This is a genomic window from Vibrio sp. Vb0937 (genome assembly GCF_033338855.1).
In genome coordinates this window covers 1-25,506 of sequence record NZ_JAWOTK010000029.1, presented here as the reverse complement: position 1 = coordinate 25,506, position 25,506 = coordinate 1, and the positions used below count along the sequence as shown (strand labels likewise).

Sequence of the window (25,506 nt, the reverse complement as noted above, 5' to 3'; positions counted from 1 at the left end):
AAAAGCCCCGATAACTCTTTGAGTTGTCGGGGCTTTGTCGTTTTTAGGTTTTTGGCTGTAATTGCCACTCTATCTACAACTTTTGAATGGCATTCTAGCCATTGCAATTTCTAGCAATCTGGATAGCCACCAACAAAAAAGCGCTGGTTAACCAGCGCTTTTGCATTTATTAAGGGAATTACATCTTTTTAAAGATGATGGAGGTGTTGATGCCGCCAAAGGCGAAGTTGTTACTCATCAAATATTTCACGTCCAGCTCTCGACCTTGTCCAGCGATGTAGTCTAAATCGCCACATTGCTCGTCGAGGTTTTCTAGGTTGAGCGTTGGGTTAAACCAACCTGTGTGCATCATTTCTAAACCTAGCCACGCTTCAATCGCGCCACAGGCGCCTAGTGTGTGGCCAAAGTAGCTCTTGAGTGAACTGATTGGCACTTTGCCCAGAGCATTCGCTGTTGCGTTGCTTTCCGCAATATCGCCGCGGTCGGTGGCAGTGCCGTGAGCAGATACATAGTCGATCTTCTCAGCAGGAATGCCCGCGTTTTGCAAAGCCATTTCCATACAGATTTGCATGGTTTCCATCTGTGGTTGAGTGACGTGTGCGGCATCACAGTTGCTGGCAAAACCGATGATTTCTGCATAGATTTTCGCGCCACGAGCGACGGCGTGTTCGTACTCTTCCAGAACCAGTGTTCCCGCACCTTCACCAATCACCAAACCATCGCGATCGGAGTCATAAGGTCTTGGTGTGCTTTTCGGGTCTTCATTCTTCAGACTGGTGGCAAAAAGGGTATCGAAGACAGCGGATTCCGTTGGGCACAATTCTTCAGCGCCACCAGCAACCATTACCGTTTGGTAGCCATGTTTGATCGCTTCGTAGGCGTAGCCGATTGCTTGGCTGCCAGAGGTACATGCACTGCTGGTTGGGATCACTCGGCCTTTCAAACCGAAAAATAGACCAACGTTCACTGCTGTGGTATGCGGCATCATCTGCACGTAAGTCGTTGCGGTGATCGCTTTCGTGGTTTTCTCATTCAGCATGACACCAAATGCGCCGATGGCGTCAGTACTGCCTGTTGATGAGCCGTATGCGATACCCGTTTGACCATTGGTGAGTACGCCGTTACCAATCAAACCTGCTTGGCTCAGTGCGTTTTCTGTTGCGACGGTCGCCAATTTGGAAACACGCCCCATGCCGCGTACTTGCTTGCGCTTGTAGTGCTTTGGCAGTTCAAAATCTAAAATTGGTGCCGCGAGCTTGGTGTTCAAACCATCATACTGTTCGTAAGAAGGCATGTATTGCGTCGCGTTCTGGCAGTCACGCAGTTTTGGTTCGACAGATTGCCAATCGTTACCAAACGCAGTCACACCCGACATTCCGGTTACAACAACTCGACGGCTCATACTAGGCCTCCGTTTACCGAAATGACTTGGCGAGTTACATAGCCTGCGATGTCAGACATAAGGTAACTGACTAAACCAGCAACTTCTTCTGGCTCTCCCATGCGGCGCAGAGGAATTTGCGGCATCGCGTGTTCTTTCACGTGTTCGTCTACCATGCCTGTGTCGATAAGTCCTGGTGCAACGCAGTTAACGGTGATTTTGCGTTTTGCCAGTTCAAGTGCGAGTGATTTTGTCGCACCAATTACGCCCGCTTTTGCTGCGCTGTAGTTGGTTTGACCACGGTTACCCATCAGGCCAGATACTGATGCAAGGGTAACAATTCGACCGCCTTTGCGCTTTTGCACCATAGGCATAACACAAGGGTGAAGAACGTTGTAGAAGCTATCTAGGTTGGTATGGATCACGCCATCCCATTCTTCTTCGGTCATCGCAGGGAAAGCGGTATCTTTTGTGATGCCAGCGTTGTTTGCGACGCCATAGTAAGCGCCGTGTGCGGCGATATCGGCTTCTAGCTTCTCACGACAATCTGCGCGGTCACTGATGTCGAATTGGATAAGACGACCGCTACCACCATGCTGTTCGATGGTGTTTAGGGTGTCTTGCGCGCCTTGTTGATCGCCCATGTAATGGACAATGACTTGGAAACCATCTTTGGCTAATTGAACGGCAATGGCTTTACCGATGCCTTTGCTGGCACCTGTAACGAGGACTTGTCGGGTCATTGTTGACTCCTGATTTTCATTTCTTGTAATTTTTCTTCTGATGGAACATAAACGTTCAATTGGCAAGTCGCTACAACAGTTCCTTGTAGCTCAATACGGGCTGAAAAAACCGCCATACCGTTATCTTCCATAACTTTTTCAGCATACACATCGAGCACCTGTCCGCGAGAAAACGTATCGCATTCAGACGTGTATCGACGGCTACCAAGTAAAAAGCCAATCGGTGGCGCTTGTTCTTTCATTAATGCGTGGTAACCAGACCACGCCGCGACAGATTGCGCCATAAACTCAATGCCAACGTAAGCTGGCACAGTTTGAGAGGCCGAGTCGAAGAACGGATTGTGTTCTGCGATATCAACCTGACAGTGAATCGTATCTTGTTGAACATCCAAAGCACGATCAACCAAGATCATTGGTTTGTCGTGTGGCAAAAGTTGTTCGATGGGAGGAAGTTTAGTCATGAGCGTAACCAAAAATAAGACTAATATTATTGCCACCAAAAGCAAAAGAGTTGCTGAGAATCGCTTTGTTACCCAGTTTGGTTGGCGTCTCAACTAACGATATATGGATATCGTCTGCTTTGGTTTCGCAGTGTTGTATTGGCAAATCAAGGCTGTACTTGAGAATATGCCAAGCGATCGCGGCTTCCGTAGCACTTGCTGCTCCTAATGTGTGTCCGGTAAGTGGCTTTGTCGAGCTTACGGGAACGGAGTCACCAAAGCAGCGATGAATGGCTTTGCTTTCCATCGCATCGTTTAACGGCGTTGCTGTGCCATGTGCGTTGATGTAACCAATGTCTTGCGCTGTAAGTCCTGCATTGGCCAACGCTTTTTTCATCGCTTCTTCTGCGCCTAACCCTTCTGGATGTGGTGCGGAAATATGGTGTGCGTCTGAGCTGTCGCCAGCTCCGAGAAGAGCAACGGGCGCAGGTGTTTTGCTTAGCAACATTAATGCTGCGGCTTCGCCGATATTGATGCCGTTGCGATGTTGGTCAAACGGCTTACAAAGGGTATCGGATAGAGCTTCTAAACCGTTAAAGCCGTTTAGTGTGAGGCGACAAATGGTATCTACACCACCCACAACAACCGCATCAACAATGCCAGAGCGAATCAGGCGCTGCGCGGTTAAAAAGACACGGCCACTAGAAGAACAGGCGGTTGAAACTGAGTAATGTGGGCCGCTCAAATCAAAGTAGGCGGCAATAAAATCGCTGCAGTTACCAAGCTCTTGTTTGGTGTAATGGTAGTCGGCAGGAAAATTACCGTTTGCCAGCTTTTCGCCAAATGCGATTTCGCCATCTGAAATGCCAGATGTGCTGGTGCCGATCACGACTGCGATACGGTCACGGCCATATTTAGCAATGGCGTCACGCACGTCGCCTTCGATTTGCTGTAAAGCCGAAAGTGCGAGGCGGTTGTTTCTCGTATCAAACTGGCTGAGTGCGGGTGGTAATTGCGGTAACGTCTGTGCGATTCGACCGATTACTGTTTGGCGGCCTGAATTTAAAATATCTTGGTCAACCACCATGTTGGATGGCTTCGCTCCCGATAAACACTGGTGGATGAGCGTGTCATCTTGCCCCATGGCAGAGTGGAAGCCACAGGCCTGAATATACAAAGGTTGAGAAGAGCGAATAGGCATATTGTTATTCTAAATTGTTCTTAATTAATCTGATGTTGCAGTGTTTGAATAGAAATTGAAAACTGATGTTTGAGGTGATGAAAATCAATCTTACCCTCTAACTTGTTAGAAGAGCTGTATTGAATCTCAATGATCTTTTCACCGTCGCTATCAAAGATGGCGCGAGAATTATTTTTATCAATAATTCGCCACCTTACCTCATTTAACGATCCTTCCCAAGCGGAACTCGGCCAGAGCGTGATCATCAGGTTAAATAATACCTGTTCTGGCTGCGGTAGCGAACCTTGTAAACCGTTGAGCACTTCGGTTTGAATTTGTTCTCCATCGTAAGACAGTGAGAGTACTCTTGTCCCCCAGGATGAGAAGCCTGCCAGCACCACTTCGTTGTTGATCACTTGCAGTTGTACCGGAAGTTGCTCAGATTTGGTTTTACCATCTATTGCCCAAGAAGCCGTAATTAACTGACTGGCAGACAACTGATAGCCCAAGCTTGCGGGAGTGGGCAAGCTAACTTGGGTGTGCTCGTCAATGTCGACCTGAGGCGTCGATTGGTGAGGGACCAAGCTGCATGCACTTAAAAACAGGCTCAGTGTGATGAACGTCGCGTAGCGAAAAGCATGGTTAAAAATCATGACGTCGTTTCCTCTGTTTTAATCGCAATCGGAGAGAGCAGCCAAGCAACAAAAATACCACTTAACACCGTAATGCCGAAACTGTGAATCGCGTGAGTTTGGCTGAGTGATAGCAACCCAAATGACAGCACAGTGGTTATTGCCGAAAGGGTGATCGCCAATAGTGTGCTCACGCTGCGGGCTTTCTCGGCAAAGAACAGAGTGTAATCGATCCCGATACCAAGAATGAGCACCAAGCCAAGCAAGTTGAATAGGTTTAATGTTGTTCCCATCGCGACTGCCGTTGCCAGACCGCAGGCGCAAGCAATCAATGATGGCAGTAAAACTCGCCAACTGTGTTGCAGACCGTACCGCTTGATTAATACCAGAAAGATCACAGCACTGGCGGCTGCCAATAGTTCCATGATTTTGATTCGGTATTCACCAAATAGGGCGGATATTTCCTCAGCTTTGTTTAGATAAACAACATCAGACTGCGATTTGGCAAATGCCTTAACAACGGCGGAGTCTTGCAATTGGTTTAACACCACTACCGTTGCAGATTTTCCTTTGATCTTACCCAAATGGAGAAAACGCACAGGCGCTGATACTGGGTTTTGCAAGTACTGAGCAACCGTGACAGGGATAAAGTCGGCGTCCATTTTAGGCTTTTTACTTAAGCTCAGTCCGGAAGCTAGTGGGCTGGATTGTGTCGCGTAAAGATCGCGAATCAATTGATAGTCTTGTTGCTGACGCTCCACCGAGCTCAAGTAGCGGCTCAGGCTCTGGTAGCTTTCGATGGTGCTGTCCGCTTTCCACGCTTCTAAAGTTGGTGTCAAAGACTCCAGCTTTTTCATTAGGTTTTCGTCATCGTCGGCGGTAACGACCAACATTTGCTGCGAAGATTGCATGCCACTGAGCGTCGTAATCAAGGTTTCTTGCTGCTTGAGATCTTTCGGCATCGTTTGCAGCAGACGAATGTCGTCATCGTAGTTCAATTGCAGCAAGAAAAAGCCACTCGCAACCACACATAACATCGGTAATCCGACTTTTATTCGAGGTTGATTCCAAAGCGTTAACCATTTCGCCAACAGTGATTGTCCCGGTAAAGTCGAAATGGAGCGCGATGGGTTACGAGCCAGTATCGGATACCAAGCCACCACGGTGATGTAAGCAGCAATCAGACCAATGGATGAAAACAGCGCAAGCTGCTGCAAACCTGGAAACGGTGCCACTAACATGCCCAAATAGCCGATCAAACTGGTGATTAAGCCAAGTGTGATAGCTATGAAAATATGCTTTAATCCTTGCTCGCTATCCCATTCATTTCCTGCCGCAAGACGTTCGGTTAGGTAGTGGAATGCGTAGTCGATAGACACGCCGATTAAACTTGTGCCAAACACTAAGCTGAACAGATGGACTTTTCCAAAAATCCACGTCGTAACGGACAAAGCAACGAGCAAACCAATGGTGATGGAAAGCAGTGCCAGAGACAGTGGCATCACACTACGAAAGACCAACACGAGCAATGCAATGATACCGAGCAGAGAGAACACACCGATGGTACTGATCTCCGATTTGGCATTTTGCGTACCAAAGTCGGCGTAAAATAGAACGCCAGTATGTGCGACTTCAGCGCCATATTTCTGCGCAACGCTCTGTTCTAGCGCTTGAATGTCAGGGACGGCAAGCTGCCCAGTTAGGCTATAAGGCGAGTCTTTTAGCTCGGCAGTAATAAGAAAGTATTGAGCACCGTCTTTTTCGACGGAGAGATAGCCGTTATCCAATCGGAAAGAGGACGATTGCTGGGTAACTTGGCTTAAATAATCACGGAATAGCAAGAAAGGGTCATTTTGTAACTCTTGCCCGGTCACTCCAGAGAACGGGTTGTACAGCGACTGAATCACATGCTGCACTTGCTGTTCTGGATTTTGGCTTAAACGCTCTCGTTGTTCAGGCGTCAGTAATTGAAAGCGGTGCTTAAAGTAGTAACTCGCCCAAGCTTGCTGCTCTTGAGGTGAGATTTTTCCCACCACATCGCGAAAATGATTACTTTGGCGTAACCCCTTATCAAACTCTGCAGCTGCTGCAAAAAGGGCATTTTTGTCCGGCGCTGTGATCACGAAAATGACTTTGTCGCTCATACTTGCCGAGACCGACTCAAAGGCTTGCTCAGCCACCGGGTTTTGTTGGTTCTTAGGCAGCAGTTTTAAAATGTTGGTCTCAATCGGAGATTCTGCACTCCAAACCCATTGTTTGAGTAGCAACGCGCCCGCTAAAACAACGAGATTGAGCCAAACCAGAGCAAAGGTATGAGTGCCAAGACTGAGTTTAGAAACGGAATTGAGCGTCTTCGGCATCCGTGAGTTCCTGAGGTAGAGAGGTCTGGTTTGTAAACGTGATTTCGGTCTTATCGCCGCGCAGCTCTTGCAGGGTTAGGCGATCAATGTGCGTTTTACCGGAAAGAGTGATGGCTTTAAACACCGCATTTAATGGCGACTGTTTGGGCACTAAAACGAGCTGCCACTGATTGTTCTCAACTGAAAAATCGAGTGTGAATTGTTCTTGCAGTGCAGAAGTATCCCCGTGGAACACGGATAAAAACACATGGCTAAAGTAGAACGCCATTGGGTTTTCTTCAGCAGAGATCGTTTTCGGATCTTGGTTGGCAAAAGTTTGACGAAGTTTGTTTTCCGTCAATACCAAATTGACTGCGAAAGGTTCTGCTTGTTGCCACAACAAGCCATGTGTTTTGCTCAGTGTGAACTGACCTTTAGAGGTTAAAGGTTGACTAAACATTTCCAGATGACGCTGCTGCGTAAAATCTCCGCGTACGATTTCATGCTGAGACAACTGCTGTTGAAGCGATGCCAAATCCGTTACATTTGCTGTAGGTGTGGCCAGTGCTGGAACAGAAAATATCAGCAAAAAAGAGAGTAACCACTTTTGCATTAGTTCAGGCTCCCATGGTTGCGCCATTGCTCTACTTTATCTAAAAAGACTGCTGGAGACACAAAGCACATCTCTTGCTTTTCAATGGATACGGCGACTTGCGTTGTATGCGCTTTGCACATACGTTGATTCGTTTCGGCGTCGTAAATCACGTAATCCACACGTAAGCGGTTTTCCCACTCCGTGAGTTGCGCGGTAATACGAATGGTGTGATTAAACGGAATCGCCTTCACATATTTAACGCGCGTGTCGATGATCGGCCACATGTACCCAGAGTCTTGCATATCGCGATAGCTGTATTGGATCTTCTCCATCAGCACACGACGCGCTTCTTCAAAATATCGAAAGAAGTTGCCGTGATAAATCACGCCCATCGGGTCAGCATCTTGAAAAGAGGTGACCATAGTCACCTCCGCTTCTAATGGGTAGAGAACCTGCTCTTGCATTATACCTCCACGTAGAGTGGCCAATGACGTTGCTGAATGCGTTCAATGAAATGACGCAAATCTTGTTCCAATGGGCGATCTTCAATCACAAATTCAAACTCGCTCAGTACGGCGTCACGAATTACTCGCAAATTCTGACTCATGTGGTGTTCGTCCAATTCGTTATGACGGCGACGAATCTCAACCGCTTGAACGCTTGCTAGGAGTGAAGCCGCAGCAACTTGCTCTGTTAACTCAAGTACGCGTAGGCAATCACGAGCCGCAATGGTGCCCATGCTCACTTTGTCTTGGTTGTGACATTCGGTTGAGCGAGAAAAAACGCTCGCTGGCATGGTGTTTTTCAACGCTTCTGCCGTCCAAGCTGAGATACCAATCTGAACCGCTTTAAAGCCGTGGTTGATCGGTTTACGCTCGCCTTCTGCACCGGTTAAGTTAAACGGCAGGCCGTTATTGAACTTGTAATCCATCAGTTGCGCCATCTGACGGTCCAGCAAATCAGCTAAGTTGGCAATGTTCACTTTCAATGTGTCCATCGCCATTGCAATATGACCACCGTAGAAGTGACCGCCGTGCAGAACGCGCTCGTTGTCGCCATCTATAATTGGATTGTCATTGGCACTATTTAGTTCATTCTCAATCAATTGACGTAGCCAAGGCAGGGAGTCTTGCACCATGCCAATTACGTGTGGCGCGCAACGCAGCGAGTAGCGATCTTGCAGTCGGTCGCTATTGCGTGGCGGACGTTCAGCATTAAGATCATCACGCAGCCAAGCCGCAACTTGCTGTTGACCAGGGTGAGGTTTTACCGCAAACAACGCTTCATCAAAGTGGAAGTCATTACCTTGCATACCCACAGAGACCATCGCGGTAATCTTGGTGCAAAGCTGCGCTAGATATTCTGCGCGTTTGTAGGCAAGACAGGCGAGGGCAGTCATCACGGATGTACCGTTCATTAACGCCAAACCTTCTTTTGGTTTTAGGCGAATTGGCTCTATGCCCAGCTCTGCAAACACTTCTTGTGTTGGTCGCACATCACCTTTGTAAAGCACTTCACGCTCGCCAATTAAGGTCGCCGCTAGGTAAGACAGAGGCGTTAAATCGCCGCTTGCGCCCACCGAGCCTTCTTGTGGAATACGCGGCGCAATGTCGTGATTGATAAGCGTAACGATTTGGTTCAACAGATCGTGAGACACGCCAGATACGCCTTGCGACAATGAACACAAACGGGTCGCCAACACCGCGCGAGCTTGCTCATGAGAAAGGATTTGACCTAAGCCACAGCCATGGAAGCGCGTAAGGTGCAACGGAAGTTCATCCACAAGAGCGGGTGGAATCGCCACAGTACATGAATCGCCGTAACCCGTAGTCACGCCGTAAATAACGCCTTCTTCTTTCAGTAATCGTTCCAGAAACGCCATGCCACGATCAATTTTCGCGGTAAATTCTGGCGAGGTGTTCATGTTTGCCTTTGCACCTTGAGCAATGGCAACGACATCTTCGATGGTTAAAGATTGGGCACCAAAAGTGATGTTGTGATTATTGTTGTTTGTCATGTGGCTGATTACTTAAAGTCCAGAAGTTAAAAAAGTTGTACCACTGTAACGGCGCTTGCAGTGTGTGGTGTTCTAATCTGTGTGCGTACTGTTGAACAACGTGTTCTAGTGCCTGCTGACGCTCCTTGCGCGGTAGCGTGATTTGGTCACTAAAGTGTTCAAAGTACACATTAAAATGCGGAGTGTTTGCTTCATCGTCGCGTAGGCCGAAGAGTAGATAAACCGGCGCTTTTAATACCGAGGCCAGCATGAATGGGCCTTGCGGAAATGGCGCTGGTTTACCAAGAAAATCTGCCCAAACGACACGATTTTCTTTGCTGGTAGACGTGCGATCGCCAACGATCACCACCCATTCGCCTTGCTCGATTTTTTGTTGAAGCAGAATCGCGGTGTCTGGTCCCATTGAGCTGACTTGAATCAGATTCAGTTCCGAGTTTGGGTTTACCGCCTTCATTACCGCATTAAATTGTTCAGCGTGTTGGGTAAATACCAAGGCATTGATTTTGACATGAGAATGTCGACGACCAAGCGCGCGGCAGAGTTCGATGTTGCCAAGGTGCGAGCCCAAAATGACCACGCCTTGTTTTTTCTGCGCCATCTCTTCGAAATGATGCTGGCCGTGAATGGTTAGGTTGTCGACATTAAAGTCACCTTGCCATGCTGCCAGTTTGTCGAGCATGGTTCGCCCAAAAGAAAGCAGATGATGATAGCTGTCCAACTGTTTTGGTAGTGCGATGTTCTGCTGCGCTGCGTAGCGCTGCAAGTTTTGCAGGTAAATCTCAGACGCTTCGCGGGCTGATTTACCCGTGAAGTGGTAGTAGCGCATGACTAGCTTTAAAATCAGGTCAAACGCTTTTCTACCGAACAAGCGGTAAACCGCGAGCAAGGTTTTGATGCCTAAAATTGTGCCTTGTTCTTTTCGTTTCGACCAGTGGGCATTGCTGTCATCTGTGTGACGGCGCTTTCTGGCGAGTAGCGAAGGAATGCGCGGCAACATGCCAAAAAATAGGCGAGTGTGCATCCAGCTTATCTTGACGTTATCCCACAATGCGTCGAAGTGGGAAATGCCACCTTCAGGGTAGATTACGCGCGTTGGAACAAAATCAATATCGACGCCTTCCCAGTACATTCGCACCAGAATTTCGATATCAAAATCCATGCGTTTGCCGATGTTGTACTTGTTCAACACGGCGACCGTTTTCGCCACTGGGTAGGCGCGAAAACCGCACATGCTGTCTTTGATAGACAGTGACAAGGTTTCTATCCACACCCAAATGTGCGTAGCGTAGCGACCATACAAACGGGATTTAGGTACGCTTTCGTCGTATATCGGTTGGCCAGAAATCAGGTTATCTGGTTTTGTTTCGCTGGCGCTGAGCAATTTGGGTAGTGCTTCTAGGTCGTGTTGACCGTCTGCGTCGATTTGAATGGTGTGCGTAAAACCAAGCTGGTGAGCTTGATGTAGGCCAGCCATCACCGCGCCACCTTTGCCTTGGTTTTCACTCAGACTAATCAGTTTTATCAGCCCTTGCTCACTCAATGCTGAAAGCGCTTGTTTGGTGTCTTCATTACTGCCGTCGTCCACGACAAGCACTGGCAAATCGAAAGAGGATAACGACGCAACCACGTCTGCAATTGTGCTGCCGTGGTTGTAGCAAGGAATTAAAAAGCAGGGACGGTAATCACTCACGTGACTCACCCAGTTTCATTTTGCCTGAAGAGTGAGTCACCAAGGTTTCACCGTTTTTCGATGTGTACTTAAAGGTCAATTTCTCGCGCTCATTGTCCCAAGAGAGTGAGAGACAAACGTCGGCGTTTGGCAGAATCGGCTCTTGAAATTTGATGACTTCCATTCCTTTAAATACCTTGGGAGTGTTCAAATATTGAACGGCGTAGAACAACGCCCAGTCAATTTGAGTGACGCCGGGTAAAAGAGGAAAGTGACTGAAATGACCTTGGAAATCTAAGATGTCAGCATCCACACGCAGCGAAAGCTCCGCGGTGTGGTCACTCACTTCAATATTCTGAATGGTTGGTTTTCTTTTATCCATGTTACTAGCTTTATTGGAATAGTTTTTCAATTTCAGCAACTTGGCGTTTGCCTTGGCTGTTCAATGGAATTTCGTCGACCACTCGGAATTTTCTCGGGATAGCGATCGGTTCTAGCCAATTGCGCAGTGCCTTGCGAAGCTCAAGCCAAAATTTGCCTTTACCAAGTTCATTAAGCACATCGCTGCCTTTATCGTTAAGTACGATGATCGAGACTAACGTGAGGCGACCAGATTCTTCCATTGGGATCACCACGCTTTCTTGAACCCACGGCAATTGCTCTAAACGTTTTTCCACTTCGACAAGGGAAATCCGCTTTTCTTCGACTTTGACGATTCGGTCAGTGCGTCCACGCAATTCAAAAGAAATACTATCATGGAAATAGCATTCATCCGCAGTTTGGTACCAAGTGTTTTCATCAATGTGTGGCGAGCGGAGCTTTAAACAATTTTCATGGTTAAGCTCGGCTTCAACACCAGGGAATAACGTCCAAGGAGTGCTGGCTACGTGCTGCTGACGGTAAGCGATGCCGCCGGTTTCTGTGCTGCCAAAAACTTCAATAGGAAGTGACCCAAACAACAGCCGGCTGTGTTGCGCGGCTTGGTTTGGCAGGGGGCCACCAGATGAAAATACGCACCGAATCGCAACCGGATTATGCTCTTCATTGAGTCGTTTTAGTAACGCAGGGCTGCTTACTAGCATGGTGTCAGCATCGGCGTGATGGACAATTTGCTCAGGGAATTCGAGGTTGCGTGCTGAAAATGGACGTGCAGAACACAAAGGCCACAATACGCGAAACAGCAAGCCGTAAATGTGTTGATGAGAGACGGTGCTTTCAACGCGTGTGTTGGCAACCGTGTCGCCCCACAGGTTGTCTAGAATAGCAACTTCGATATCGAGCTGTTTCAGCGTTTTTGCAATGGCTTTTGGTTTACCGCTTGAACCTGAAGTAAATAACGTTACTGGTATTTTTGCCAGATTCAATTCGCGCCAAACAAAAGGTTGGTCTATCTGTTGCTCGTGAATCAAGGTGATGTCTACCAATGATTGAGCTTTTACTAGGAGTGAACTCACCTGTTCTGGAACAGAGACATCGGCATCATGCAACAATAAATCGTAGTGCTCACTGAGCTCTTTGAGTGCTTCTGGTTGGTAATTACCAGGTAATACAATGGATTTTCCTGCATAACAACAAGCAAAAAAGCCAACGGCAAACAGGTAGCTGTTGCCAAAACACAACGCAATGTTTTGCGTTGGTTGGGTTTCTAACTGCTGAGCAAGTGTTGCGACGTGCTGCTGGAAATCACCCCACGTGATAACCGTGTCGCGCTCGTAAGAGACAGGGGATTGCTCAGACCTCTCTGCGATGAACAAGGTCGCTAGGGAGGTAAAGCTCGAATACGTTGTATTCATACGATTAGTGTTCCTTTCGAACAAATTGACGCACGATCCATTCTCCAGCGAACAAGCCACCAGCAAGTAAGTAGCTGATGAGGCCGTTATAAAGCGTCCATATTTTTACTGGTAGGAAACAGGTATAGAGTGCAACAGCAGCGTTGAGCGTAAAAAAGGCGCACCAAACCATCGTCACTTTGCGAGTGTAAGTCACGCCACTAGCCGGAAGGTCGGGTTCTTGCAAGCGAGCAAGCCTCTCTATGATCGATTGCGGCTGTTTTAAGCTCAGTCCAAATACACACAGCATACATACATTGACAACGACAGGGTAAAACTGAAGCCACCCATGTTGTTTAAACACCATGCCAAGCGTAATTAGGACAATGCCAACAGCGCCCGTAACGAGCGCCAAGAACTTAAACTCTTTTAGTGGGGTCTTATTTGCGACGAAAACACGCAAAAGTAACGCAGCAATTAACAAGCCCCCAACTAAGTTCAAGCCAAATTTATCTATACCGAAATAGACGGCGAAGGGGTAGGCAAACAGTACAATTGCAGACAGACCAGTCAGCAATTGGCGCATTAACTTTCCTTCAATAACTCAGTAACAGCGTTAACCACATCGTCGACGGTTCTTACTGTACTAAACTCTGCCGGCTTGATTTTTTTGCCAGTGACATTCTGTAGGTGTACGACCAAATCAACGGCGTCAATGCTATCAAGATCGAGATCTTGGTATAAGTGCGCATCTGATTGAATGTCGGCTGCATCAATTTCGAACAGCTCAACAAGCGCATCTTTAACTTGTTCAAATACTTGATCTTTATTTACATCAGTCATGAATATACCTACAACTTATTCATTAGTTTGAGAAGAAACGTATTTCGCTAGATTTGCTACAGACGCAAAGTGTTCGCGCGTATTTGAGTCGTCGGCATCAATAACGATGTTGTATTGTTTTTTTATTGCGAGTCCAAGCTCAAGCGCGTCGATAGAATCTAAGCCAAGTCCATCACCAAAAAGTGGTGCATCCGTTTCAATATCATCTACGGTTAAATCTTCAAGGTTTAAAGCATCAATAATAAGTTGCTTAATGTCGTTGTGTAACTGTTCCACTGGGACCTGCTTATTAATAAAAGTTTTCTGGAAAAATGTTTTCAGCTAGGTGCTGTTGTAAGCGTCGCGCCGCTATTGTCGGCGACGTAGTTTGCTTTATAAAGGGGGTAATCTCAACTTTATCCTTAACTTCAACCCTGAAAAAGGGCTTTGTTGCCGGTACTTGATACCATTTTTTCTCTTTTGTGAGGAAACTTGGCGTTACCGTAATATGGACAACTCTTAAATCTCGTTCTGTTCTTACCGCAATTTGTGCTGCACCGCGTTGTAATTTCGGCTCTACACCTGGTGTTGTTCTTGTTCCTTCAGGAAATATAAGCAACACGTTGCCTTTGTTAAATCGTTCATCACAAAGTGCTAATAAATCATCCGGTGCTTCATTGGGAATATATCCGGCTGCTTTTACGATGTGCTTCATAAAAGGATTCGACCATATTGCCGATTTTACTAAACAGTCGCAGCGATTTAATTGTGAAGCAATGAGAACGTAATCGATTAAACTAGGGTGGTTGGCAACAATTAAACAATTACGATCTTGTTGAAGAATATCGGCACCAATAATTTGATAATCGATTGCGCCACTTAGCTTCATCAATTTACAAAATGTGTTGAATGAATATCGAATCGCACCCTGAACTTTATATTCGCGTTCCGTTTGGTCTGAAACAAAAATACGAATGGTCGGAATAACAATGAAACTCAGTACTAAACCACCTAACCCAAATACTGAAAAACAAAAGCCTGTTGCTAGCACACGCCAATACTGATTTAAGCGAGTCATTTTTTGTGCCATTCCCAAGCTTGTTGCGGAGCGAAAATAGTCCACTGGCTTTTATCTAACAAGTATTGTTGCAAAAATACTAAACCTTGAGGAAGAGGATGACCGGAACGTTCTGCGTTTATGGAGCTTTGTATCGCGAACTTGTCTCCATGAGAAAGTATTAAACCAAGTCCAAACCCTTGGTATTGTTGGTTTTCATATTCTAAATAAGAGTCAGGCATAGGCTCATCAAAATCAACAAGCAGTACTTTTTTGTCAGGATTGTCGGACAAAAACAGCCATGCTTCTAATATTGCGCTTTGGAATGTGTTTTCTGCCGCAGCGATAGAAGTTAGGGGAATGGGTTGTTTAGTTGCGATAGTGGCAAGCCCTGCGGCGGTATTGTGCACCGATTGAGAAAAAGCCATCGGAGACGCCTCTTCTCCATTAATTATATCTTCAACTAGTGCGACGCTGCGATGCAGTTCACCATGACGGCTTGAAAATACAAGGTAATCAACTTGATGTTGATTAAGCATTTCGATTGCAGTTTGTACCGCCAGTTTACTGAGTGGGCTCATTCTTCTGCGCATCATCGCAGGAATATTTGCAACATTGATTTTGCCATCTTCTGGCCATTTTATCTCTGTTGCCCATTGTTTCCATTCATTGGATTCGGATAAACCGAATGAATTCGCTGTCCACGCATCAATATTGAACGAAATGTTGATCTTCGAGTTTGGCATATTGGGTTAAATTGTTTATTTTACAGCTCGATACAAATTGGGGTTGACCCAAATTCACAATAAAAAGGAAATTATCATGTCGCGTTTTAAGCTGTATGTCTCGTTATTATTAACTTTGCTTCTTGTTGGTTGTGGACGAGTACAACCTGTAATGAATGTGGAGGATACTCCAGTTGCTTATGATCTTCAAAATAAACAAGTAAAAATGGCCATAGTGCAATCAGCAACTAACCGAGGCTGGACGATCGAAGAAGTAAGCCCTGGTGTTCTTATTGCAAAAATCCACGTTCGTAAACACTCTGCAGAAGTAAAAATCCCATACAATAATAAATATTACTCAATTATTTATCTCAACTCAGTAAATCTCAAAGCAAGTGATGGCAAAATCCACCGCAATTACAATCGTTGGGTAAACAACTTGAATGTTGATATTCAGCGAGCTATTGCATTGTTGGGCAATCAATCTCAACAATAAAACTATTAATTGCAGTTAGGTTTTTCCGTGTTAAATCAAAATAATGACCCTTTTAATGCTTTTGAGGCGAAGACAGAAGCTCAGAAGTTATCTTTTGCACCAATCGTGTTCCAGACTGCTAGAACGCTTCGAGATTTAGGTATTTTAGCCGCTTTAGACAGCGCTGGCGCACAAGGCATGAGTGCCACAGATATTGCCGAGAAAACGGGAGTATCAGAATATGGTGTTAAAGTACTGTTGGATATGGCGATTAGTGCGCATATTGTTTTATGGGAACGACCTAACTATTCGCTTGCAAACCTTGGTTTTTACCTTCTTCATGATGGTATGACGAATGCAAACATGGATTTTACGGCAGATGTTTGTTACGCCGCGATGATGCATTTGACGGAAGCAATTCAAGAAGGTAAACCGTCAGGTTTGAAAGAGTTGGGCAATTGGGAGACCATTTATCAAGGTCTATCGACGTTACCAGAACAAGCCAAACAGAGCTGGTTTAAGTTCGATCATTTCTATTCGGATCGCTCGTTCCCACTTCTGCTTAAAGAGGTATTTGCAAGCAAGCCAAAGCATCTTGTGGATATTGGCGGAAATACGGGAAAATGGGCGATTCAGTGTTGTAAACATGACCTTGACGTTCAAGTGACGATTGTTGATTTACCGCAGCAATTAGAAGTAGCGATGAAGAATGTTTCAGAAAACCAGTTCGTCGAGCGTGTACGTCCATACCCTGCAAACATGCTTGATAAAGCACAAACATTGCCTGAGCATGCTGACGTATGGTGGATGAGCCAGTTCTTGGATTGCTTTTCCCCAATTGAGATCCTCAATATCCTTAAAAAAGTTAAAGCCCAGTTAACGAAGGGAGATACTATTTACGTATTGGAGCTGTTTTGGGATGCTCAAAAATACGCGGGAGCTTCCTATAGCCTTAATGCCACTTCTCTTTATTTTACCTGTTTAGCTAACGGTAATAGTCGCTTTTATCGCAGTGATGATTTCTTAGAAATTGTCGAAGCGGCAGGTTTATCTGTCGTTGAAAGAACCGACAATATTGGCCTTGGTCATACCTTATTAAAACTACAAGCAAACTAAATTCAGAATGAAAACAGAGCTCAAGCAAGTTGTTGTCGTAGGAGCGGGGCCATCAGGTTCAACCGTTTCTGCGTTATTAAAATCGCGTGGCATAGATGTTGTTGTCTTAGAAAAAGCGACTTTTCCACGTTTTTCCATAGGAGAAAGCCTACTCCCTGCATGTATGGAAGTGGTTGAACAAGCAGGAATGACTCATGCAGTAAAGCAGTTTGGTTTCCAGTATAAAGATGGTGCTGCATTTCGTCGTAATGGCGTATACACCCAGTTCGACTTTACAAACAAATACACACCAGGACCGGGCACGACGTTTCAGGTTCAACGTGCCAACTTTGATAAATTATTGGCAGATAGCGCTGAAGAGCAAGGCGTAGAGATTCGTTATCAGCATGAGCTGCTCAACCTAGTGTTTGAAGGGAAAAAGTCTCGATTAGAAGTGCTCGACTCAAATAAGAAGGCTTATCAAATCGAAGCAGATTTTGTGCTGGATGCAAGTGGCTTTGGGCGTGTTTTGCCACGCTTGTTGGAGCTAGAAGAACCTTCTTGTCTTCCGCCTAGAAAAGCGATCTTTACCCATATCGAAGATCATATCTCTCCCCAAGAGCCGGAATACGATCGCAACAAAATTTTAATTTCAGTTCATCCTGAAAATCACGACGTATGGTACTGGCTAATCCCATTCTCTAATGGTACCTGTTCGTTTGGTGTGGTGGGTGAGCCAGAATTTTTCGAACAATACCCAGAAGATAAGATTGCAGCGTTGCAGCAGTTAGCCAATGAAGAGCCGGGTTTGGCTTCTTTGTTGCGAAATGCGAATTACCCGAATCCAGCAGGCGAGTTGGGTGGCTATTCTGCTAACGTCAAACGTTTAGCGACAGAGCACTACGCGTTGCTTGGTAATGCAGGTGAGTTTCTTGATCCTGTATTTTCATCGGGTGTCACTATCGCCATGAAATCGGCAGAGTTTGCAGCGGACTGCGTGGTTCGTCAGCTGAATGGTGAAAAGGTTGATTGGCAAGAAGAGTACTCGCAACGCTTAATGGTGGGAGTGAACACATTCCGCACTTATGTGGAAGGCTGGTACAACGGCACGTTGCAAGATGTGATTTTCTATCAAAAACCGAACCCACGTATTAAACAGATGATTAGTGCGATTTTGGCTGGATATGCTTGGGATACGAATAATCCTTACGTAAAACAAAGTGAGCAGCGTTTGTCGACGCTTGCAGAACTGGTTCAGGAAGCTGAACTGTAAGAATATACATTCGCTTATCCGAGAATCAGTAAACCTAGGTCTTACCAAAAAATTGGTAAGACCTTTTTAATGCCTCTTTACTTTTACTTCTAGCGTGTTGGAGACACATTGACCACTTACATCGGTGTGTATCGAATTTGAGAATTTTTATGGTGACATTGATCACATCTAGGATTCCTGTTGCTGATATTTATATTAAATTTGTAGGAGATGGATTACATTCTGGGAGTGTTCCCTACATCCGGCTTCGTTGTGAAAACGGTTTATAAGCAACTGTATAAGTTAGTAAAGTTCCAAAAACTACATCAAAAAAAAGACAAGTTTCTTACCAAATCAATTCGCTTGGTGAGTTCGAGCCATCGACTACGCCAAACGCTTCCTCTACTTTCTAAAATTGTCGAAGAACACGACGCATCAACGGTCTCTTCGATTGCAGATCCCGAGAACGCGGTCGCGTGGGGAGGTAAAGTTTCTCCAGAGTTCAAATCTAAAGTCATTCGTATTAGTAAAGAGCTAAAGATCAATCCTAATCATCTTATGGCGTGCATGGCATTTGAAACTGCTGAAACTTTCAGTCCAAGCATCAAAAATGGTTCCGGAAGCGGGGCTACAGGGTTAATTCAATTTATGCCTTCTACCGCAGAGTCATTAGGAGTGAACACAAAGACTCTTGCGAGAATGAGCGCGCTTGAACAACTTGACTATGTGAAAGCGTACTATTGGCCCTATCGAAATAAAATTAATAGCTTAGAAGATGCTTACATGGCCATTCTCTACCCTGCTGCGATTGGTAAACCGCCGTCTTTCGTTTTGTTCAGACAAGGCTCAATTGCCTATCGACAGAATGCAAGTATCGACCGCCACAAAACGGGAAAATCACGCTTAATGATGTTTCCTACAAAGTGAGGAAAAAATTAGAAAAAGGTTTGCAGCCCAATTTCATGGGCTAAGATTGTGTCATGTTCCTAGTTTTTCGCGCATGAATCCTTCTGTTACTTCACGGGGATTCTGATACACTACGCGCCCATTTCCTCTGTTGAGACCTTTCTATGCCATTTTCTAAGCTTGGTTTAAGCGCATCGATTGCTGATGCAGTAAAAGCGCTAGGTTATGAAAAACCCACTTCTATCCAACAAAAAGCCATTCCAATCGTATTGCGTGGCCGCAATTTAATTGCAGCAGCGCAAACGGGCACAGGTAAAACGGCCAGTTTTGTTCTGCCAATCTTAGAAAAGCTTAGTCGAGGCGAAACGCAACGTAAAAAACGCGCTCGTGCGATTATCCTAACGCCAACACGCGAACTTGCGCTTCAGGTTCATCAAAGTATTGAAGCTTATGGTAAAAACTTACCATTACGCTCAATGGCGATGTTTGGTGGTGTGGATTATGCACCACAAAAACAAGCCTTGATCGAGGGTGTCGATATTGTGGTAAGCACGCCTGGGCGCTTGATTGATCTGTACGGTCAACGCGCGATTCACTTTGATGAAGTGGAAATGCTAGTGCTTGATGAAGCCGACAAAATGTTGGATATGGGATTCATCGATGCGATCGACAAAATCGTCGACTGTATGCCAGAACATGTGCAAAGTTTGCTGTTCTCAGCGACGTTATCTAACCCTGTTCGTGACTTGGCGAAAAATGCGATTATTGATCCTGAAGAGATCACGATTGCAAAGCACAGTGCCTCAAAATCAAATATTAAACAGTGGATCACGACCGTCGATAAAGACATGAAGTCGTCGCTGTTAAGTCACTTGCTTAAAGAAAATGACTGGTCGCAAGTACTGGTATTTATTGAAACTAAACACGGCGCAGCCAAACTGGTAAGCCAACTTGAGAAACGTGGCATTGTGGCAGAAGCATTCCACAGTGGCCGTAATCAGCGTGTTCGCCAGGAATTAATAGAAAAGTTTAAAGCGGGTGAAATCCAGTACTTAGTCGCAACCGGCGTTGCTGCGCGCGGTATTGATATTGATAATCTGCCAGTTGTCATCAACTACGATTTACCTTACCCAGCGGATGAGTATGTACATCGTATTGGTCGTACAGGTCGTGCTGGCGCGAAAGGTGAGGCGATATCACTGGTTTCAAAAGACGACTTTAAGAACCTCTGCATGATTGAAAGTCGTTTAGGGCACTTGCTAGAGCGAGTGGAAATTGAAGGTTTTGCGCCAAGAAAGCCAGTACCAATTTCAATTTTAAATTACGTGCCTAAGAATAAACGTAAACCGCACGATAAGCGCGAATCAAAATAGCCAGTTTATCCCATGATCTAAAAGCCGCATTCTTGCGGCTTTTTGCGTTTTTAGGCATCCAATTATGTAGCCATCGCGACGGTTTCTATTCGGTAATGAGGAAAAAAGTTAATCAGTGTCATACGCTTAACACGTAAAGTGAATCAAGGTGCGTTAAGCTTTTGTCAATTATCTGTCCGCAGGTTTGCACAAGGTAAGGAATGGGCGCAAACTTTTTTGCTTGCTAATGAATGCATAAGATGGGGCACAAATGAAAACAGGTGATAAGCAATTCGCCGTTATTGGTCTTGGCCGATTTGGTTTGGCAGTGTGTAAAGAGTTACAAGATTCAGGCGCTCAAGTTTTAGCCGTTGACATCAACGAAGACAGAGTTAAAGAAGCCGCCAGTTTTGTTAGTCAGGCGGTTGTGGCTAACTGTACTCACGAAGAGACGGTTGCTGAGCTCAAACTTGATGATTACGACATGGTGATGATTGCCATCGGAGCGGATGTCAATGCCAGTATTCTTGCGACATTGATTGCTAAAGAGGCGGGAGTAAAGTCAGTATGGGTTAAAGCCAACGACCGCTTCCAAGCTCGTGTTCTGCAAAAAATTGGCGCAGACCACATTATCATGCCTGAGCGTGACATGGGGATACGTGTCGCGCGTAAAATGCTCGATAAACGGGTTCTTGAGTTCCACCCATTAGGCAGTGGCTTAGCTATGACGGAGTTTGTGATTGGCTCTCGTTGGATGGGTAAGACACTAAGTGATTTGGCTCTGTGCAAAGTCGATGGCGTGCAAGTGCTAGGGTTTAAACGGGGCCCAGAAATTACCAAGGCACCTGACCTTAATACCACACTAGAAATTGGTGACCTAATTATTGTGGTCGGCCCTCAAGATGCGCTCGCAAATAAATTAAAATCGCTATGACGTATTTTCATCAGAAAGGTGTTTTTTACGCACCAGATGGTAAACAAGAGAAAGCGAAAGGCAACGAACCGCGAATTATATTGCTCAGTTTTCTCGGTGTTTTACTGCCTTCTGCGGTATTGCTAACCTTGCCAGTTTTTTCTGTTACGGGCCTGTCGATAACGGATGCTTTGTTTACCGCAACGTCCGCTATTAGTGTGACAGGGCTTGGTGTTGTCGATACTGGGCAACACTTTACGCTTGCGGGCAAAATCTTGCTGATGTTTTTAATGCAAATCGGTGGGTTGGGGCAGATGACTTTGTCGGCGGTCTTACTCTATATGTTCGGCGTGCGTTTGAGTTTGCGTCAACAAGCGCTGGCGAAAGAAGCATTAGGGCAAGATCGGCAAGTCAATCTAAACCGACTAGTAAAGCGGATTGTTGTTTTCGCGCTTGTTGCAGAAACGATCGGGTTTATTTTTCTCTCTATCCGCTGGGTCCCTGAAATGGGCTGGAAGACTGGTATGTTTTACGCCTTGTTTCATGCAATTTCTGCATTTAACAACGCTGGGTTCGCGCTGTTTTCTGACAGTATGATGAGCTTTGTGAATGATCCGTTGGTTATCTTTACACTGGCGGGGCTATTCATTTTTGGCGGGCTTGGCTTTACTGTTGTGGGTGACATCTGGCTAAACTGGCGCAAAGGTTTCCACTTTTTGCATCTTCACACCAAAATCATGCTGATTGCGACACCGATATTGCTCTTAGTCGGAACGATGATGTTTTGGTTACTTGAGCGAAGTAACCCAAACACAATGGCGTCTTTACCTGCAACAGGGCAATGGTTGGCGGCATTCTTTCAATCTGCGAGTGCTCGAACGGCAGGGTTTAATAGTGTTGACTTGGCGTTGTTTACCCAGCCGGCCTTACTGGTCATGATTGTTCTAATGTTAATTGGAGCGGGTTCCACCTCAACGGGGGGCGGTATTAAAGTTTCCACATTTGCTGTTGCGTTTATGGCTACGTGGACCTTTTTACGCCAAAAGAAACATGTGGTTATGTTTAAGCGAACCATAAATTGGCAAACTGTGACTAAGTCATTGGCAATTATCGTTGTGAGCGGAGCCATCCTGACAAGCGCAATGTTTTTATTGATGCTTACCGAGAAGGCCAGCTTTGATAAAGTTATGTTTGAAACCATTTCCGCATTTGCCACAGTGGGGCTCACCGCCGGTTTGACTGCGGAACTTTCTGAACCTGGTAAATACATTATGATCGTGGTGATGATCATTGGTCGTATTGGGCCGCTCACGCTTGCCTACATGTTGGCACGTCCTGAACCTACCTTGGTCAAATACCCAGAAGACGCCGTTCTTACAGGTTAATATAGCGTTAAACAATGGCCGCGCGACCATTACGAGCATTGATTAATAGCAGTGCTCGTACATTTATAGAATATGTGGAATGTTGCCCAGTTTTACCTACAAATTCGTAGAAGTTCATTTCTTCTTCCTTTCGTTTCGATACTATTCATTCACTCAATTTATATTCTCAGAAGCTACGCTCATAACAGCGTTTTGGAATCCGACGCTTTTGTAGTGTGACACCAAACTACGTCGTGTTATCTGAGCGAATTGATACCAGCCTTCGTCAATAGTCACTCAGTCTTACTCTATGCACATAGGGTTACTTTGTGTTTGTTGTGCTTGGTATGAATGAACGAATCGAAAAGATGGAGTCGTACTTTGAAATTCAACACACTCGCCATGGCTATGCTAACTGCGCTTCTTGCAGGGAAGAGCATGGCAACTACTCCGCCATCACCGATTTGGCATACTATTGCGTTGAGCGATGGTAGCTCCAGTGAGGCAATTCTACGTGGAACGGCAGATTTCCACTGGTTTGAAGATAAGCAGGGCAATGCCTTACTTCAGGAAGACGGCGTTTGGTTTTTCGCGCAGATTCAGCGCGAGTCAGACACGCCAATATTGACCTCGACAGGTGTGGTGAAAACGCAGTCGAGTGAGCCACCTGAGTCGGCGAAGTTTCGCCCGGATTTACAAGTTAAACCGCAATTATCTTCTCTAAAAACCATTGAGCCGATGGCACGAAAAAACCTACTGCGTTCGGCGCAAGGTTACCAGGCGATGAGCAGTTCAACGGTGAAGCAGCAGCCCCTATTGGTTGTGCAAGTTTCGTTTGATGACCAAGCAATGGTGCATGATTTTGAGCAACGCGTATTTAATACCAATGGTCAAAGCGTTGTGGATTACTTTGATAAAAACTCTCAAGGTAAATTCAAAGTTGTTCCTGCACTTGAGAGTTACGGCACCGCCAATGACGGTGTGATAGATGTGACTGTGGCACAAAGCCACCCTAACTGTCACTCTAGTTCGACTGATAAGACATGCACCGCCAAGTTGAATGCGGTTTTCACCGAGGCTTATCAAAAACTGGATCCATACTTTAATCTTTCGGCCTACGACAGCAATCAAAATGGTACCGTAGAACCGTCAGAACTCTCTGTCATGTTTATTTTTGCGGGGGGAGATCGTTCAACAGGGGTTCTCAACCGTCCTGCGATTTGGCCGCACAAATTCTCTCACGATGATGTCACACTAGATGGTAAAAAGATCACAGACTATTGTGTGTTCGCTGACTATCAAGTTGATCATCAAGCGACGTTGGGCGTGATCGTACACGAGCTTGGCCACTTAATGCTTGGCTTGCCGGATTTGTACGCAAGGAACAGTGATGCCTCGATTGGCTCTTGGGGCGTGATGGGTGGCGGTTCATGGGCGCAGAAACCGGGAGATTCATACGCTGGTGACACTCCGGTGAACATGAGTGCATGGAGCAAACACGCTGCTGGTTTTGTTGTACCAACGGTAACTCATGAAAGTCCAGCGCCTATTTCTGTGAACAACGACGATGTCAAGCTGGTGTATCTCGACCCGTACTTGAAAGAGTTTGGTCCACGTATTTACTTGGAAAATCGCACCTTTAGCGGTTACGACCGAGCATTGGCGGCTGAAGGTATTCTAGCGACGTCGGTTAATGTCCAGAACCGCTTTAATGATGTTGGCGCGATGCAGGTTCAAATCATGCAGGCTGATGGTCTGAATGAGTTAGAAAATGATGGTAGGAGTGACGCTGACGATTTATATCCTAATGGTGGCGATGTCATTTCAGATACATCGACCCCGGGTCTGAGAGCGATCACAGGGTTTGATACTGGGGTTCGTATTTCCAACATTGCCAGCAACACCAACGGTGGTAGTTTTTCTCTTGAACATACAAACGAACCAAATAAATCAGCATGGCTGAACTCTCTTCACCAAGGTTATGTGTACGCGAGTGGGAGTAACACTCTGGCGGTGTCACTGGACTTGAATAGTGATACAGAGCTTGATGGCCTTCAACTTTACGCGCAAAGAGATAGCGCTCAAAGTGACATGACTTATCGAGTTTGGCGATTCCCATTTTCGGGAAACATTGGCTATCGATTAATATTGAATCAAAACAACGCTGAGCTTTTACAGCAAGGTAACTTCCAAAAGTCATCTCGAATTTTATTCCCTCAATCAAGCCAATTGAGTGCGGGTCAGCATTTATTGGTCGTTGAATTGGAAGGCGGTCAATTTGATGCAAACTTTGACTTCGGCCGCTTGCTAAAAACTGAAAAAGCCTCCCTACCTGTAATGTGGACTGGTGATTACAGTGAGATTGGCACGTTTGGTCTAGAAAAAGCCGGGTTCTCTTATATTCCGTTTGCAGCATTATTAAATGTGGATGCGAGCAACTTGGTTGAAGCGAAATCTGATTCGTTACAAACCAATAAAAATACGCCAATCAAACTGAACCTGATGGACAATGATTTCATGGCGGTAGGGTATCAGTTCAATGTGGACATTATGCAGAAGCCTGAGCACGGCACCATCTCTGGCAACCAGTACCAACCTGAAGCTAACTTCGTTGGTCTGGACACTTTCCAATATCGTTTGTTGTCGGTTGATGGTGCGTACTCATCTTCAATCGTGAATGTGCAGGTGGAAGTGCTTGGCAGCAACGAAGCGCCAGTGGCCGTGATTGATGTTGATAATAAAGACATGACGGTTGGGCAGCGAGTCACGTTGTCTGC

The 25,506-nt window shown here is 45.8% G+C and carries 24 protein-coding genes and 1 pseudogene; 8 read left to right on the top strand and 17 right to left on the bottom strand.

The features are described from left to right. Window positions 1-178 precede the first annotated feature (178 nt). The 17 genes from R7P67_RS20485 to R7P67_RS20405 are packed head-to-tail and all read right to left on the bottom strand — an operon-like array spanning window position 179 to window position 15,393. Window positions 179-1,402: a beta-ketoacyl-ACP synthase gene (locus R7P67_RS20485; RefSeq protein WP_138939384.1), complete on the bottom strand. Its 1,224-nt coding sequence runs from the start codon at window positions 1,400-1,402 to the stop codon at window positions 179-181. Then, the gene (fabG, locus tag R7P67_RS20480; RefSeq protein ID WP_213871770.1) at window positions 1,399-2,124 is read right to left on the bottom strand and encodes a 3-oxoacyl-ACP reductase FabG; all 726 of its coding nucleotides are present in this window, start codon (window positions 2,122-2,124) and stop codon (window positions 1,399-1,401) included. The genes R7P67_RS20485 and fabG overlap by 4 nt, the downstream gene beginning before the upstream one ends. Next, a complete protein-coding gene (locus tag R7P67_RS20475; RefSeq protein WP_017634799.1) occupies window positions 2,121-2,585 on the bottom strand; it encodes a hotdog family protein in 465 nt (154 codons plus the stop codon). Before R7P67_RS20475 ends, fabG begins: the two co-directional genes overlap by 4 nt. Beyond that, window positions 2,578-3,765: a beta-ketoacyl-[acyl-carrier-protein] synthase family protein gene (locus R7P67_RS20470; protein WP_318086051.1), complete on the bottom strand. Its 1,188-nt coding sequence runs from the start codon at window positions 3,763-3,765 to the stop codon at window positions 2,578-2,580. Before R7P67_RS20470 ends, R7P67_RS20475 begins: the two co-directional genes overlap by 8 nt. 20 nt (window positions 3,766-3,785) lie before the next feature. After that, window positions 3,786-4,397 (bottom strand): DUF3261 domain-containing protein, encoded by a 612-nt coding sequence (locus R7P67_RS20465; protein ID WP_238843478.1) that lies wholly within the window; start codon window positions 4,395-4,397, stop codon window positions 3,786-3,788. Beyond that, window positions 4,394-6,736 carry an MMPL family transporter gene (locus R7P67_RS20460; protein WP_318086050.1) on the bottom strand — a complete coding sequence of 781 codons (2,343 nt, stop codon included), beginning with the start codon at window positions 6,734-6,736 and terminating at the stop codon, window positions 4,394-4,396. Before R7P67_RS20460 ends, R7P67_RS20465 begins: the two co-directional genes overlap by 4 nt. Further along, window positions 6,708-7,328 (bottom strand): LolA family protein, encoded by a 621-nt coding sequence (locus R7P67_RS20455; RefSeq protein ID WP_262652596.1) that lies wholly within the window; start codon window positions 7,326-7,328, stop codon window positions 6,708-6,710. The genes R7P67_RS20460 and R7P67_RS20455 overlap by 29 nt, the downstream gene beginning before the upstream one ends. Then, window positions 7,328-7,774 (bottom strand): acyl-CoA thioesterase, encoded by a 447-nt coding sequence (locus R7P67_RS20450; RefSeq protein ID WP_262652559.1) that lies wholly within the window; start codon window positions 7,772-7,774, stop codon window positions 7,328-7,330. Before R7P67_RS20450 ends, R7P67_RS20455 begins: the two co-directional genes overlap by 1 nt. Further along, window positions 7,774-9,327, bottom strand: a complete 1,554-nt coding sequence (gene hutH, locus R7P67_RS20445; protein ID WP_262652557.1) for a histidine ammonia-lyase — start codon at window positions 9,325-9,327, stop codon at window positions 7,774-7,776. The genes R7P67_RS20450 and hutH overlap by 1 nt, the downstream gene beginning before the upstream one ends. Next, complete coding sequence (locus R7P67_RS20440; RefSeq protein ID WP_262652555.1) at window positions 9,311-11,017, bottom strand: glycosyltransferase family 2 protein; 1,707 nt, start codon at window positions 11,015-11,017, stop codon at window positions 9,311-9,313. The genes hutH and R7P67_RS20440 overlap by 17 nt, the downstream gene beginning before the upstream one ends. Continuing rightward, window positions 11,010-11,378, bottom strand: coding sequence for a hypothetical protein (locus R7P67_RS20435; RefSeq protein ID WP_021449611.1), 369 nt, complete (start codon window positions 11,376-11,378; stop codon window positions 11,010-11,012). The genes R7P67_RS20440 and R7P67_RS20435 overlap by 8 nt, the downstream gene beginning before the upstream one ends. A 10-nt stretch (window positions 11,379-11,388) precedes the next feature. Next, window positions 11,389-12,789, bottom strand: a complete 1,401-nt coding sequence (locus R7P67_RS20430; RefSeq protein WP_262652553.1) for an AMP-binding protein — start codon at window positions 12,787-12,789, stop codon at window positions 11,389-11,391. A gap of 4 nt (window positions 12,790-12,793) precedes the next feature. Beyond that, on the bottom strand, window positions 12,794-13,354 hold the full coding sequence (locus tag R7P67_RS20425; protein WP_132936505.1) for a hypothetical protein: 561 nt from the start codon (window positions 13,352-13,354) through the stop codon (window positions 12,794-12,796). Continuing rightward, window positions 13,354-13,611: an acyl carrier protein gene (locus R7P67_RS20420; RefSeq protein ID WP_025766966.1), complete on the bottom strand. Its 258-nt coding sequence runs from the start codon at window positions 13,609-13,611 to the stop codon at window positions 13,354-13,356. Before R7P67_RS20420 ends, R7P67_RS20425 begins: the two co-directional genes overlap by 1 nt. Before the next feature lie 15 nt (window positions 13,612-13,626). Continuing rightward, window positions 13,627-13,887 carry a phosphopantetheine-binding protein gene (locus R7P67_RS20415; RefSeq protein WP_005382278.1) on the bottom strand — a complete coding sequence of 87 codons (261 nt, stop codon included), beginning with the start codon at window positions 13,885-13,887 and terminating at the stop codon, window positions 13,627-13,629. A 13-nt stretch (window positions 13,888-13,900) separates the two neighbouring features. After that, on the bottom strand, window positions 13,901-14,668 hold the full coding sequence (locus tag R7P67_RS20410) for a lysophospholipid acyltransferase family protein (protein WP_005388305.1): 768 nt from the start codon (window positions 14,666-14,668) through the stop codon (window positions 13,901-13,903). Then, window positions 14,665-15,393: a beta-ketoacyl synthase chain length factor gene (locus tag R7P67_RS20405; RefSeq protein WP_017819930.1), complete on the bottom strand. Its 729-nt coding sequence runs from the start codon at window positions 15,391-15,393 to the stop codon at window positions 14,665-14,667. Before R7P67_RS20405 ends, R7P67_RS20410 begins: the two co-directional genes overlap by 4 nt. 76 nt (window positions 15,394-15,469) lie before the next feature. Here R7P67_RS20405 and R7P67_RS20400 point away from each other — a divergent pair, with 76 nt between their 5' ends. The 8 genes and pseudogenes from R7P67_RS20400 to R7P67_RS20365 form a co-directional block, all read left to right on the top strand. Further along, window positions 15,470-15,868: a hypothetical protein gene (locus tag R7P67_RS20400; RefSeq protein ID WP_005382272.1), complete on the top strand. Its 399-nt coding sequence runs from the start codon at window positions 15,470-15,472 to the stop codon at window positions 15,866-15,868. Between the two features lie 27 nt (window positions 15,869-15,895). Then, the gene (locus R7P67_RS20395; RefSeq protein ID WP_053350459.1) at window positions 15,896-16,963 is read left to right on the top strand and encodes a class I SAM-dependent methyltransferase; all 1,068 of its coding nucleotides are present in this window, start codon (window positions 15,896-15,898) and stop codon (window positions 16,961-16,963) included. A 7-nt stretch (window positions 16,964-16,970) separates the two neighbouring features. Further along, window positions 16,971-18,215 (top strand): NAD(P)/FAD-dependent oxidoreductase, encoded by a 1,245-nt coding sequence (locus R7P67_RS20390; RefSeq protein WP_318086049.1) that lies wholly within the window; start codon window positions 16,971-16,973, stop codon window positions 18,213-18,215. A gap of 210 nt (window positions 18,216-18,425) precedes the next feature. Continuing rightward, window positions 18,426-19,165, top strand: a pseudogene (locus R7P67_RS20385) (transglycosylase SLT domain-containing protein). Window positions 19,166-19,264: 99 nt separating this feature from the next. After that, the gene (locus tag R7P67_RS20380; protein WP_005382264.1) at window positions 19,265-20,473 is read left to right on the top strand and encodes a DEAD/DEAH box helicase; all 1,209 of its coding nucleotides are present in this window, start codon (window positions 19,265-19,267) and stop codon (window positions 20,471-20,473) included. 250 nt (window positions 20,474-20,723) lie between these two features. Continuing rightward, a complete protein-coding gene (locus R7P67_RS20375) occupies window positions 20,724-21,386 on the top strand; it encodes a potassium channel family protein (protein WP_005388291.1) in 663 nt (220 codons plus the stop codon). Further along, complete coding sequence (locus R7P67_RS20370; RefSeq protein WP_064353721.1) at window positions 21,383-22,750, top strand: TrkH family potassium uptake protein; 1,368 nt, start codon at window positions 21,383-21,385, stop codon at window positions 22,748-22,750. The genes R7P67_RS20375 and R7P67_RS20370 overlap by 4 nt, the downstream gene beginning before the upstream one ends. 360 nt (window positions 22,751-23,110) lie before the next feature. Then, the coding region (locus R7P67_RS20365) for a M6 family metalloprotease domain-containing protein (RefSeq protein ID WP_318086048.1) at window positions 23,111-25,506 on the top strand (2,396 nt) is incomplete at its 3' end.